Source organism: Paenibacillus sp. FSL M7-0896 (genome assembly GCF_037975415.1).
GTDB classification, from domain to species: Bacteria; Bacillota; Bacilli; order Paenibacillales; family Paenibacillaceae; genus Paenibacillus_AQ; species Paenibacillus_AQ silagei.
In genome coordinates this window covers 3,513,352-3,526,994 of the sequence record NZ_CP150250.1, presented here as the reverse complement: position 1 = coordinate 3,526,994, position 13,643 = coordinate 3,513,352, and the positions used below count along the sequence as shown (strand labels likewise).

The 13,643-nt window shown below is 49.7% G+C and carries 12 protein-coding genes; all 12 read right to left on the bottom strand.

The annotated features are described in order from the left end of the window. Positions 1-36: 36 nt before the first annotated feature. Positions 37-603, bottom strand: a complete 567-nt coding sequence (locus tag MKY12_RS14905; RefSeq protein WP_339256942.1) for a hypothetical protein — start codon at positions 601-603, stop codon at positions 37-39. Continuing rightward, a complete protein-coding gene (locus tag MKY12_RS14900; RefSeq protein WP_339256940.1) occupies positions 569-1,564 on the bottom strand; it encodes a hypothetical protein in 996 nt (331 codons plus the stop codon). Before MKY12_RS14900 ends, MKY12_RS14905 begins: the two co-directional genes overlap by 35 nt. Positions 1,565-1,655: 91 nt before the next feature. After that, positions 1,656-1,979, bottom strand: a complete 324-nt coding sequence (locus MKY12_RS14895; protein WP_339256938.1) for a MazG-like family protein — start codon at positions 1,977-1,979, stop codon at positions 1,656-1,658. Positions 1,980-2,002: 23 nt separating this feature from the next. Beyond that, positions 2,003-3,034, bottom strand: a complete 1,032-nt coding sequence (locus MKY12_RS14890; RefSeq protein ID WP_339314365.1) for a hypothetical protein — start codon at positions 3,032-3,034, stop codon at positions 2,003-2,005. A gap of 92 nt (positions 3,035-3,126) precedes the next feature. Further along, the gene (locus MKY12_RS14885) at positions 3,127-3,963 is read right to left on the bottom strand and encodes a class I SAM-dependent methyltransferase (RefSeq protein WP_339256934.1); all 837 of its coding nucleotides are present in this window, start codon (positions 3,961-3,963) and stop codon (positions 3,127-3,129) included. 388 nt (positions 3,964-4,351) lie between these two features. Then, positions 4,352-4,699 carry a helix-turn-helix domain-containing protein gene (locus tag MKY12_RS14880; RefSeq protein WP_339256932.1) on the bottom strand — a complete coding sequence of 116 codons (348 nt, stop codon included), beginning with the start codon at positions 4,697-4,699 and terminating at the stop codon, positions 4,352-4,354. Positions 4,700-4,744: 45 nt separating this feature from the next. Continuing rightward, on the bottom strand, positions 4,745-5,491 hold the full coding sequence (locus MKY12_RS14875) for an SDR family oxidoreductase (RefSeq protein WP_339256930.1): 747 nt from the start codon (positions 5,489-5,491) through the stop codon (positions 4,745-4,747). A 149-nt stretch (positions 5,492-5,640) separates the two neighbouring features. Continuing rightward, positions 5,641-7,380, bottom strand: coding sequence for an ABC transporter ATP-binding protein (locus tag MKY12_RS14870; protein WP_339314363.1), 1,740 nt, complete (start codon positions 7,378-7,380; stop codon positions 5,641-5,643). Positions 7,381-7,559: 179 nt separating this feature from the next. Then, the gene (locus MKY12_RS14865; RefSeq protein WP_339314361.1) at positions 7,560-7,895 is read right to left on the bottom strand and encodes a GNAT family N-acetyltransferase; all 336 of its coding nucleotides are present in this window, start codon (positions 7,893-7,895) and stop codon (positions 7,560-7,562) included. A gap of 43 nt (positions 7,896-7,938) precedes the next feature. After that, positions 7,939-9,225, bottom strand: coding sequence for a nitrate/sulfonate/bicarbonate ABC transporter ATP-binding protein (locus tag MKY12_RS14860; RefSeq protein ID WP_339314359.1), 1,287 nt, complete (start codon positions 9,223-9,225; stop codon positions 7,939-7,941). 11 nt (positions 9,226-9,236) lie between these two features. Continuing rightward, positions 9,237-10,961 carry an ABC transporter permease subunit gene (locus MKY12_RS14855; RefSeq protein ID WP_339314357.1) on the bottom strand — a complete coding sequence of 575 codons (1,725 nt, stop codon included), beginning with the start codon at positions 10,959-10,961 and terminating at the stop codon, positions 9,237-9,239. Between the two features lie 269 nt (positions 10,962-11,230). Beyond that, positions 11,231-13,450, bottom strand: coding sequence for a hypothetical protein (locus tag MKY12_RS14850; protein WP_339314355.1), 2,220 nt, complete (start codon positions 13,448-13,450; stop codon positions 11,231-11,233). Between the last annotated feature and the right edge of the window lie 193 nt (positions 13,451-13,643).

The window sequence follows — 13,643 nt, the reverse complement described above, 5'->3', positions numbered from 1 at the left end:
GCAAAGTAATAGGATGTAAACAAAAAAATAATAAATTTAACCATAAGTGTTAAAGGTTGCGCCTACAATAAACATGTAAGGATTATCCGGCAGCTGGATGGAATGCAGCATTCTTGAGCGGTCTAATTGGACTTCACGGACGTACATTACCGTCTCCCAGCCTACTTTTTCATCCTTGTAGCAGAAAGAAGGCATCACCAATGCCGCCGTGTCTACGGAATCACTTTTGAAGAAGCGGTGCCAGTCAAAAAAACCAAATTTCTGTCTCTCTACGTACCCGTCGGAATAGCGCAGTTCGATGTTATCCTCAAATTCGCCCCAGCAGCAAAATCCCAAAAACAAAAGCCGTTCACAATACTGTTGGCATGCAATTGGCAGGACCTGCTCTTCGCAGCTGATTAAGTCCATTGCAGCCGTATCTGTTCTGGGAAAAAGAAAAGGAACACCGCCGACAGGCTGGAGCTGACCATTCGGCATGAATTGACCCGCCAGACTCTCAAAGCCATGATTCAGTATTCCAATGATCCCGAGTTCCGGCCAAGTAACACCCTTCGCATTAAGGTACGGTTCAAGATTGACCGTATGATAAGAACTTGTGTTCAAGCTGAGTTGACATCCTCTCTATATATTGTCTCAGAGCAGCTTCACAGCGCTCTTCATGCAGTATAATTTTGTCAAGCCTTTCGGCAGCTCTCTTCCATTCGTAGGTACCCGTAATTACTGTCTTCATCAACCCGTTCCGCAACGCAAGCCATTTGTTATAGCACTCTTCAAACACTTCAATAAGCGCGTTGTTGGCAGTACTGTACACAGGCGATTGTTCGGAGCATTCCAAAAAATATATGAATTCCAAAAAGCGGCTTCTTACATCAGTCTGTATTTTAAGCAGGTCCCACCATTGGTCCACATAACGGCTCCCTTCTTCCCCCAAAGCCAGTATATCCTTCCGGAACGCGTGCAGACCCGCTAAGCCCGTCATCACGTGCCCGTCTGACCAGCCCGCAATACGGGTCCGGCAATCGGCAAGCAGGTTCAGTACCCTTTGCAGGGTCATATCGAGCTTCGCTTCAGTCAGACGAAATGCATGGGCACCCCATGCAATGAAGCCGTCATTTAGAGCCTCAACCGGCACCCATTCCATCATTTCCGGAATCCAGTCAATGACCAGGGCATGAGTCCGTTCCTGATTGTACTGCTCAATATAGAAGTAATGACCGTCATGCACTCTGTGATAATTGATGGTCCACGGAAGGTACCAGCCGTCCGACTGGGTGAAGAGCCCGCCCCCTTCTTCCATATGATCGATCAGATTGGTATACTCGGCCTGATTCATTTTCATGTGATATATTTCACTTAGGTTGGCGTAGAAAGGCGGATTTTCAGCCCCTTTCTCATAATTCATAAATTCATCCGCAGCATAATAATAGAATCCCCAATTGCCGGAGAAAGTGTACTGATAAGGATGGCCGTTGTTATGAATATGCAGACAAATCAAGTAATCCAGACAATTAAAAATGTCTAATTTCTTCTGGTATACGGGAATTCTTACCGGTGTGCCCGTCATTTTTTGCCTCCTGCTTTATTTCATTAGATTACTATAGTAATTATAAACCCATCAGCTGTAAATGTTTGTCTAAATTGGCTGTTGAATTTTGTCATATTATGAGATCTTTTGCTGATTCCTTCACCTTCACAAGCACTCCATCCCTATTCTCATAGACTCTGCTTTCATTTTTTTCGATCTTGTTCATAATCTCTTCTTCCAGGTTAATCCCCAGAATCTCAGCTAGTCCAATCAGATAAATGGCAACGTCCGCTAATTCTTCGCCGAGGTCGTCTTTCTTCTTCCGGTAAGCTTCGCAGGCCTCAGACAGTTCTCCGTGGGTCAGGCAGAATTCCTGATAAATATCTGTGACATTGAACCCCTTCTCAAGCTTATTCTGATACACTCTCTTCTGGAGTTGTGCTAAATCAATCATGGCTATCTCTCCTATCCGCTAATTTATTGATCTAATCCCATATGCTTGCGTAAATGCACTAGTGACATGGGCCTGATTCGCTTGACTTCGGCGATATTCTCATACAATAGGTGGCTCTTGCCTGCCTGGGCAAACGACTCACGTAAGGCTGCGATCCTGCCTTTTTTGAGATCAAGGAACTGGAAGTCGATCTGCTTCAGATGCTTCATTGCGGTCAAAGGCTCTAGCTCCTTCGCGGTCACGGCTGCTGAAATCTCTCTTAGCTGTAACATTTCAAGCTGCGTTGCGGTCCATAAAGGGTCAATATCCTCCAGGGATTTCATCTGATCGAGTTCAAGCTGTATAAGCCCCGGCATATTCGAAAAGTCACACAAAGCCTCAAGCTTCGGCAAGGATAAGTTCAGGTATGTAAGATTGCTCATGGACTCCAGGGCATCCACCTCCGTTAAGTTGCGGATAGCCGCCAGACTCAGCATGGGGACGGTAGAATCTGCAAGCGCATCCAGTGATCCTTTCAAGATGGAGTCGTGAATGAAGAGGCACAGCAGGTTCGGTAACCGGCGGACAAATTCCAGGTCATGAATCGTAGTCCGCAAGATTAAGGTATCCAGGCTGGCGGCATCGCCTATCGGCGTTAAGTCCTGAAACTGCCCATGGACCGAGAGATATTGTAGCTGCTTGAAGCTTGCGAGGAAGCTTAGGTCTATCGGCTTTTTGGCCGAAATGGATAAAAACTGCAGTCGCTGAAACTTGCCAAGCACACTCAGATCCACACTATGAAACAGATTCAACTCTAAGGCTGTGATGTGCTGTAGTTCCGCTAAGGTCTGCAGCAATTCCTCGGAATAGCGCACTTTCCTGTCGGCTTGGCTAATTGACAAGACCAGATCCGGGCGTTCGGCAAATACATGCTGATCTAATTCCTGCAGATCCTGGAGCTTGTCCACATCGATGACATACGAAATAAGCGCCCGCTGTCTGAGCTCCTTCACCGCTTGATCCATTTTACCTTTTGTCCAAGGTGCTCCATTCATTGAGCTAGTCCATACTCCCATTTCCGTGATCCCCCGTTCCTTCGGATATAAAAAGTCCCGCCTGTTTGTGGCAGACGGGATTTTGATTAAGTCATGCTTATTGAGCGGCAGCCTTATAGCTTGCGCACCACATAGATGAGATTCATGCCGCAATCCAGCGTGCCCGGCAGTTTGGTGAACGCGATCTCCTGTTCGACAAGCAGCTTCCAGAATTCCTGGTCAGCCCGGGCGTTCTCTAAGGCAGCATCTCCAGCTTGCGTATATAGTCCGGCAGAGCTTCTCTCCAGAATATTAACCGGAAACTGTGCAAATAAAGCATCCAGCTCAGAGCTTCTCATCATATGGACGTAATGCTTGCTGGGAACTGGATAATGATCTTCGTCCTGAACCCCTGTATTCATGAGCCATCTTGTAGCATCGATCCCGAACTGGTCCTTCTCATAGCGGATGCCTTCGAGATAATACATAGAAGCGCCGATGAAGCTCATCGACCCGACAATCAGGAGGCCGCCCGGCTTAAGTACTCTTAGCAGCTCCCGGATACCATCCGCCTCTCTGTCCAAGAGATAGTTGATGACACCGCCAATACATACTACTGAGTCAAAAGAAGCATCTGCAAACACGCTCATATCCAGCACATCTAGCACATGGAACGCCTTGATTCTGTCCACCAGGGACAGCTCTTGCATTTTGGACTTGTTGAATTCAATCTGATGGCTGGACAGATCAGCGACGGTCAACTCAGAACACATGGTAGCCAGATCTTTGGTGTACCTGCCTGAACCTGCACCAATCTCCAACACTTGGTCCCCAGGCTTGATATAGCGCTGTAGAATGTCCAGATGCACCTGATACAAAAGCTCGCCGGGACCATCCTTCGTAAGCCGTGTCCATTCACGGTCGCCATAGTTGTCGTACCGGCTTCTCGGGATTTCGGGGTTGTAGCTCATGAAAGCCTCTCCTCTTCATATTCAATTGGGTAATCGGAGTAATATCGCTAATGTCGCTAATATCGCCTGCACTCATACAACCACCTCCTCCTTGGAATCCGTCTGCACTTATTATACTAAGCCTCGGCTTATTTGGCATCCTAAATTCCCCAAATTAAAGTTCCCAAACAAAAGTTCCTCGGTGTGGGATTACCATGACTCCGGAGAAGTTTGGGTCTCCGGCCGTCGCCAGACGTCCCCCTAGTCACCCCATTGTCCTTCTTTGGATAGGTTAGCGTAGTCTATTGCTGTCATTATGTCTCCTCCTCTGATGAATAGCGGCATATACGCTGAAGAAGCCTACTGGCAGCAGGCTCCTCTAGTTAGAACTATAGTTTATTAACAATACTTATTCCAAATTTAAAATCTTAAACTCGCCCGGAGTGTAGGATTGTCCTGCATACTTCCCTCCCCAGTTACAAAGCAGTCTTAATACGGGTTCGAGGGATTGACCCAGCTCTGTCATTGAGTATTCCACCTTAGGCGGTACTTGATTGTACATAGTTCTGCGGATTAATCCGTCTGTCTCCAGTTCCCGGAGCGTTTGGATCAGCATCTTTTGCGAAATATTATGAACAAGCCGCTTCAATTCCCCTGTCCGCTTCGGTCCTTGGATTAAATAGTACAGCACAAGCCCCTTCCACTTCCCTCCGATGACCTCTAGTGTAACTTCCAGTTCACAGTGAAAGATTTTCATAACAATCCATCATCTCCTGAGTTGATACACAAACGTTAAGCTGATTTAGATTTGAGCCACTCCACCGTCTGCGAATAATTCAATGCCGTTCAAATAACTGCTCTCATCCGAGGCCAGGAACATGACTGCATTTGCGATCTCTTCTACCTGCCCTACTCTGCCGAGCGGGACATCTGTTTTGGCCTGTTCCAGGTAATTGTCAAGCTCGGAGCCGAACAATTCATCGTACGCAGGTGTGACGACTGAACCCGGACTAAGGACGTTCATCCGAATCTCTGTCCCTTTCGTATCCAGAATCCAGTTGCGGACGAGTTGTCTGATTGCTGCCTTGGAGGCACCATAGATACTGAACGCGGGTACCCCCATTGAGCCGGCCGTAGAGCCTGTCAGGATAATGGAACCTTTTTGATTAGGGAACAAAGGTAATGCCTTTTGTACGGTGAAAATCGTTCCTTTGACGTTGACATCAAAGGTCTTGTAGTAGTGGGCTTCCGTGATTTCGCCTAACGGCAGGAATGACCCTAGTCCGGCATTGGCAAACAGAATGTCCAAATGTCCCTTTTCCCGCTTGACGGTATCGAATAAGGTGTCCAGATCTTCCAGCTTGGAGATGTCACCTTGAACGCCTGTAACATTCTGACCAATTTGCTGTACCGCTTCATCCAATTCACGTTGTCTGCGTCCTGTGATAAACACGTAAGCCCCTTCTCGTACGAACTGCTCTGCCGCCGCAAGCCCGATGCCGCTTGTTCCTCCGGTTACAACTGCTACTTTCCCATCAAATCTACCCATACTATTATACACTCCTTTTATGATTTGTAGTTCCTATGAACGCTAGTATGGAGGAAAAGTTACAAGAAAAACAGTACCCACTTTTTTGTGATATAGTCACCAAAAGGTGATAATTGAAGCGGTGCAAGCTGTGTTATTCTGCTGAAGCGCTAAATTTTCTGCTTCTCCACCATCTTGTAATACATTCCCTGTTGGACCAGTAATTCGGCTGGACTGCCTTGCTCAACAATTCTTCCCTTATCCACGACCAGGATGACATCTGCATTCTTCACGGTGGACAGCCGGTGTGCAATCACCAGGATCGTCTGCTTCCCTTTCAGGCTCAACAAGGTATCGTTCAAGTCACTCTCTGTCAAGGCGTCGAGAGCTGAGGTGTATTCATCCAGCATCAGAATCCGGGGTTCACTCATGAAGGCCCTGGCTAATAGAATCCGCTGGATCTCGCCGCCGGAGAGATTGTCGCCGTGGCCCTCCACCTTCTTCTCATATTGCTCAGGCATGGCTAGAACAAATGGGTCCACATGGGCAAGCTCAACAGCAGTGCTGAATTTGCGCCATGTCTCTTCAGTCATGTCTTCCTTTTGCAGAGGATAAATGATGTTGTCCAGAATAGACTTGTTCCATAGCACTCCCTTTTGCGGAGAATAGCCGACATATCGTCTTAGTTCATGAATGTCCAGTTCTTGGATCGAGACACCGTCCAGGCAGATCTCCCCTTCATCCGGCTCAATGAACCTGTGGATTAGCTCGAATATCGTAGATTTCCCTGAGCCGCTTAGTCCAACAACCCCCACGAAGGCTCCTGGCTCAATGTCCAGATTAAAGTCCGTGATCCCAAAAGAATCTGCCTTAGCGTACCGGTACGAGACATTCCTCAGCTGCAGGAGGGGGACACGGTGATAGTCGGGAGCTGTGGCTCCCGATGAAATTTTCTCCAGTTCAAGGATGTCATTCAGGTTATTAATAATGACCGTCATGCGGCTCCTATCGATGTTCAGCGTAAACAGCGACTTGAAAATCTGATACAGTCTTGGAAGAATCACAATAAAGGCCAGCAATGTGCCTGGTGAGATGCGGCCTTTTAGAATCAAGAACAGACTATAGCCGTAAATGATGCCCGTAATGATGGAAATGACCGTATCCGCGACCAGGTTCAACACCACATGATGAAATAGCCTAGACTGCCGGGATATCTTCCACGCCTCGTCATTCCACTCCCTCCAGCGTTTCTGCTCCGCCTGTTGTCCGTTACACCTATGGACCGCCTTCAGATTCGTGAAGAAATCATTCAAATAGTTGATGCCCTTATCCAAAATGCCATGATACTGCTTATCCAGGCGCTCCGTCCTGCTCCTGAAGCGCTTGAAGCCATACATACATAGAGGGAATGAGAGGATGGCTGCGAGTGTAAGCTCGGTACTCATGGAGAACATGATCCACAGGGTAGCGATTAGCAGAATAGCATTCGAGACCATGGCCATCAGGGTGTCAATCACGAAAATTTCACATAGCATCCCCACCTGCAAGGTGATCCGGTTAATGATTTCCCCCTTGCCGATGCTGTCCACGTTTCTTGGCCGGGTCTGGAGTACGTCAGAGAACAGCCGCAGGAGCAGATTCTTGGATAAATGGTTGCCCAGCTCATTATTGTAATAAGAGGTGACGCTGTTCAAGGCGGCGTAAATTACGGGAATCAGAATAAGCAGGAGCATATAGAATGCAGCCGTACCGATCTGCTTGTCAGGCAGGATGTCATCGAATAGGTCTTTGAACAGGAGGGGCTGAACAGTCGAGACGAATGCGGCTAAAATATTGAAGAGTAGGATCATAACAAGGATTCTCTTACTATTAGACAATATCTCCTTAATCAATGTCCGGGTCGGATTCATAAGTCCGCATAACCTCCTTCAAAGGGCGCAGCTTATGTAATCATAACGGATCGGGAAGGTGGAATTAACCTGCCTAATAATAGTAAATTACCTTACATATTATAGAATTACTGTCGGTTTACGGTCGCCAAAAAGCCAGCGTTCATAAGGGTTCGCTGGCTTCTCAGTTCTTGTATGAATTACTTTCCTTCCTCCGCCCGCCAAATTCCGGCCGCTGTAGACGAGAAGCCGCACTTCTCATAGAATTCCTTGTGTTCACGGCTATAAGTGAGGGTTACTATGGTCAATCCGCGTCGAATAGACTCGTTCAATAGCTCCTTAACAAGCTGCTGCCCCACTCCGCGCCTCTGATAATCTGGATGGACGATAATGTCCTCCATATATCCGTGCTCCAGACCGGTTCCGGCAACGTAGCCAAAGGCAATGAGTCTCCCTGCGGAATCTCTGGCTCCCGCCCAGAAATTGCATCGCTGAAACAGGGCTGGATAGTCAGAGTCCCTTCTTGACCAGCCCACGGCTTCTCTTAACCCAGGAACCTCCTCAGCACGAATGTTCAAGTTAATTAGAATCATTTTCCAGGTACAACACCTTTGCTTTTTTGTCATAGGCAATCAGTTCTGCGTATCGGCCCCAGTCGATCACAATGTCCAGTTGAAGCGCGGCTTCCTCTGCCTCAAAATGCTTCTCAAAAATCTCCGCGAAAAAGGCCCGTTCCATTTTGTTATTGGATTTTGATTGCAGAATCCAGATGATTTTCTCCATGATAGGAACATGCTCCAGCACCTGGGCCTTGAAAATTTCCTTGCGTATCAGGACGCTTGCATCGGCGAACTGGTGACCCACCTCCGTCAGCTCGATATCTCCTTGCAGAATCGTAGCAAATTGCAGCATTTCCACCGCCTCGACGATGGGCAGGAAATCTTCCAGTTTCAGACTTAATTGATCGGCCAGCTTATACAAATCCACTTGTTGTCCCAAATCCTGGATCAGTTCAATGAAGCCTGTGAGGGCACCTGCCGGAACCGGTTGGATTTTCTCAATGGTATTTTTATGTTCTTCGTTCTGATCGGTAGATTTCACTTCCCTTTGGGTCAGTATGGAATAGATACGGTCCACCAGCGAGGTGAACTGCGGCTCTTGCTTATCCCGCCAGTGCGGCAGCGCAATGGGAATATCGGAGATCACACGGGCGGGATCTCTGGATAAGACGATCGCCCGGTCTGACATATAGACAGCTTCCTCTATACTGTGGGTGACCATAATAATGCATTTGGTAGGGATTTGCCGCTCCGTCCACAGCTCCAGCAAGTCGCGCTTCAGATTCTCTGCGGTCAATACGTCAAGAGCTGAGAACGGTTCATCCATCAGAAGAATATCCGGCTCCATGACGAGCGCCCGGCCGATGCCCACACGCTGGCGCATCCCTCCTGATAATTCTTTGGGGTATGCCCCTTCAAAGCCGTCCAGACCAACCATATCGATGACAGCGAGTGCTTTACGCATTTTGTCGGCTTCGCGCAGCGGTTTGTTCGCAAGTCCCAGCTTCACATTCTCAAGGACCGTAAGCCAAGGGAATAATGCAAACGATTGGAACACCATCCCGACGCCCGGATTCGTACCGGCAATCTCTTGTCCATTATAGAGCACCGAGCCTTGAGAAGGCGGCACAAGACCTGCGATGATGCGCAGAAGCGTCGATTTCCCCGAGCCTGAAGGTCCCAGGATCGAGACTAACTCGCCTTCTTTAATCTGAAGGTTGATATCTTCCAGAATACTCACATTTGCCTGCTTCGGCTGATCATAACGTTTGGTGATTTGCTTTAATTCAATCAATGCTTTGGTCATATTCTACACCTCTAATCCAAGTGATATTTGCTTTCAGCTAAGGCATACAGCTTGCGCCACACCAGACGGTTCACGATCACAACGAGCAGGCACATGACGATAATGCCCCAGATGATCTCCGGCCAGTTCCCGTTCGTGGTGGCTTGCGCAATAAATGTACCTAACCCGGCTGCCTGCAGATCCTGATCCTTCCAGGAGACGATTTCGGAAACGATGCTGGCGTTCCAGGCGCCTCCGCTTGCCGTAATGCAGCCAGTGACTAGGAAGGGGAAAACAGCGGGAAGAATGAGCGTCTTCCAGGTCTGCCAGCGCGTCAATTTCAGAGTTACCGCGGCTTCCTTGAGATCGGAAGGAATGGCCATCGCCCCGGCAATCACATTAAATAATACATACCATTGTGTACCCAGCATCATCAGCGGAATTGCTCCAATCTCCATCGATATTCCAAACTTCAAGTACAGAATCGTGAATATTGGAAACGCCATGTTGGCCGGAAAAGAAGACAGAACCTGCACAACAGGCTGAACAATTCTTGACAGCCGCGGATTCGTTCCGATGAACACGCCTACAGGCAGCGTCCAGAGTACAGCCAGCAGTGTTGAGACGACTACCCTCAGTGCGGTCAGCAGGCCGAGGTACACCACATGCACCAGCTCGCCCCAGCTTAATTGGGCAATCTCGAGAATGCCTGAATACAAATACTTGAGCATCAGCACAGCGGCCGCAGACAGGAATAGCCATTGAAGAGCCTTTTTGACCCTTGACGGGACATGAGGCAGCTTCAACTGTGCGCTTCGGGTGGCAAGCCGCAGGAATCCGTCATGAACGCCGCCGTGCAGCTTACGGTTAAGATAATGAACAAAGCTGGCCCGCTTCAGAAGCTCTAACACCCAGGAGGTTGGTGCTTCGCCTGCTTCCGTCTGTTCATTCTTGAATTTCTGGCTCCAGGCAATAATCGGACGCCAGAATAATTGGTCTACCATCACAATCAGCACAACCATCGTCAGGATCGCATAGATAAGTGCTCTAATATCGCCATCCTCTGCGGCTAGAGCCATGTACGTCCCGATTCCCGGCAGATGCAGATCCTGATTCAGCACGCTGATCGATTCACTGGCCGCCAGAAAGAACCAGCCTCCGCCAAATGACATCATGCTGTTCCATACCAGACCGATCATCGAGAATGGCGCTTCCAGCTTCGTAAACCGATGCCATCCGCCCAATTGGTTCATCGCGGCAGCCTCATTCAGCTCGCGCGGAATCGTCTTAAGGGAATGATAATAGCTAAGGGTCATATTCCAGACCTGGCTGGTAAAAATAGCGAAGATCGAAGCCATTTCCACGCCGAGCAGGCTGCCTGGGAACAAGGCCATGAAGGCCAGCACTGTGGCCGACAGGAATCCAAGTACAGGAACGGATTGCAGGATATCAATGGCGGGAATCATAAACTTCTCTGCAGTCCGGTTATACGCCGCGATGCGGCCGTACACGAAGGTGAAGATCAGGGATGCTCCAAAAGCGATAAACATCCGCAAAAGGGAACGCCCTGCATAATAAGGCAGCCATTTGGGGTCCAGACTGAGCGAAGACAGTTCCTCTGGATCTAGAGGCACCTGCATCCCCGAGCCTAGCTTCGCTGCGGCATACAGGACGGATAACAACAAGGAAATGACGAGAATATCCGCCCAGCCGAAGGTTCTACGCTGATTCCCTTGATGGAAAAAGTTCATTTGCATAATGTACAACTCCAATCTGAGGTAAATAAAAAAACTCTCCGCTGCCTTAGGCAGGGAGAGTTGCACATTCCTTCATTCATAAGAATATAAAGCTATCCTGCTCAGTCAATAAGAGGCGCCAGAAGATAGACTGAATAGAACAGACCTATACTGCAATGGGGGAAGGGTAGGCTTCCTGCTTAACCGGAACATAAAGTTCCTGTAATCGTATATTTGACTGCCGCTGTCCATCGTCTGTTCTCCCCTTCCCGCATCCATATGATAAATGACTAAGTCGCATAGTTAACAATAGTGGCTTCCCCGGTGCGCTCATCGTAGGCAATCCATAATTCATCCCCGGCTTCCACGCCATACACCGGTTCTATAGATTGCCTGATCCGGTAGCTCTGTCCGCCGCGTTCGACGGTGATCGTGGCAAGCGGCCGGTCGCCGGTCGTTCCCCGGTAGTCGACCGACCGGACGCTGGCACTGCCTTGCTTGCCTTGCAGAAGCCGCGATTGAAGCGCAACCTCCTGCGGCTTAGCAGTTACGGGGACTAACGCGCCTACAGTGACTTCCAGATTCTCCGGAACGAACTGGCTGTTCACCTTGCGCAGACTTTCCTTTCCGTTCACCATCACTATCTCAAGCAGCAGCAGATCCTGGCCGGCAATCTTCACCGGCAACCGCTGAACTCTTGTAATTTCAGCCTCTAAGGTGAGCTGGGTTGCCTGATCACTCCGCTCCGCAGGACCATATCTCAACAAACGGGCGTTGCCGCTTGTGATTATCAGATCTGCCCGTTCTCCGGTACGGTAGACGAAGCCGGAGGGCTGCACCACAGGCACACTGTAGCTTTGGCCTGCTGCCTCAAAGTGCAGCAGCAGTGCTTGCCCGCGGTTTACAGGTCCGCAGGCTTCCATCTGTCTTAAGACCGCATCATGAATGATCCGGGGAGGCGCCTGGTTCTTAAGCTCGCTCTCCCGTACCAGGGTCGCCTTATGCTTGCTCCGGTTATAGCTAATCATCACCTGATCGCCTGGACGGATCGGGTTCAGATAAGAAATGACCTGCTTGATCTGGACTTCCTTACTCTGGCCCTGGTCCGTGAAACGGACGGTGAGCCGGACCTGTGGTTGTTCGTTGACCAGCATCCCCGTCTCGGCCATATTAATAACCGTGCCTTGAATCAGAACCCCCTCGGCCAGCTTCTGCCACCGCTTGCGGATGAGAAGCTGTGGCAGCCAGAGTAGTCCCACCACCATCAGTAAAGGAATTGCGAGCCAGATCACCCAGTTCACAACCAGGGCATTCCATGTCAGCACATAGTTCTTGAAGGTCGCTGCAGATAATTGATCCTCCCCGGCAGCCATCTGCCATTGCTGCAGCTCCCCATTGCTGATCTGTCCGCTGAGCCCCTCCTTGACAAGCAGCCAGCCTCCCAATGAATCCGGACTTGAATAGTACAGTGTATCATTATTCGCTTCTTTATAGAAGCTCAGCTTCGGATCTTGCAGCTGATCGTAGGATAATGTCTTAAGCGCGGCATTGACATTCGTAAATTCCCCGGTCTGCCCATGATACAAATAACCGCGCAGGGTACCCTTGATCTCGTCTTCCGTGGTGGACCCAGCAATCAGCGTCTCTTGGTCGTTCAGCGGGAAGAGCCTGGCCTGATAGACCGGCTCCGGCGTCTTGACAGCTTCGCCCCATTTACCCGCAGCCTCATTGTAATAGTGAACCTGTTTTGGATATTCGCTGCTTACCCGCAGTAGCCGGGTATTGTCCAGTCCGAACTGCGCGGCAAACTCCTGCCCTACCCTCTTCTGCGCTTCGGGAGCACTCTCCTGCTCCCCCTTCAGCCCAAGTAGAGGTATGCCATCCTTGCCGAAGAGGGCAGAAGCATAAGCGGTACGCCCGTCCTTGAGTCCCACCTCATAGACGGGCAGAGAATGCTCCTCCTGGAAGCTGAAGAAGGCTTCACGAATGGAGACCGGCCGTGCCGGAAGCCCTGCTGATCCGTTCAGATTCGCGTAGTGGAGCTGAGCCTGGCTGACTTCCGCCACATGGACCGCTGAGCTTTTATCCGCCCCGGCGAATAGTAATCTGCCCCGCCACTCATGCCCGTCGGAGCTCAGAAAGGTCGGGATATCAAAGCTTCCCTGCACCAGCTCTTTTGCGCCATCCGCCGGATCAATAACATTCACCTGCAGGCCCATATTGTCCTTGGTTGCGACCACCAGCTTACCGGCCTGATAAGAGACCAGCCGCTGCCGGTGGATGTCTGAGCGCAGCTCCACCTCCTGCTCAGCTTTATGGGTGCCTACGTCATACAGCGTCGCCATCAGCCCGTTGCTGCTGTCCGTGACCGCAAGCACCTTCTTGCCCTGGTCCAGATAATACAGCGCTTTGACCGGGTGCAGGCGATCCGCTGCACTGCGCACATAACCGGAATAATCGTTCCAGACCAGGAAGCTGAGGATTACCGCAGGAATCCAGAATATTAGCATAAATAGGGCATAAAATGATTTTCTCATCGCCTGCTCCCCCCTCTGCATGTTACGGCGTCTACTATAGCCTTCACCGTAAGGAACGAGAATGAAACGGCCAGAAGCTTTCATGTTGTATAGGATTGCAAACCCAAAAAAGCAGAGCAGCGATTCTCCCGTCACCGGAGTTTCACTGTTCTGCTTGCTTTAAGCA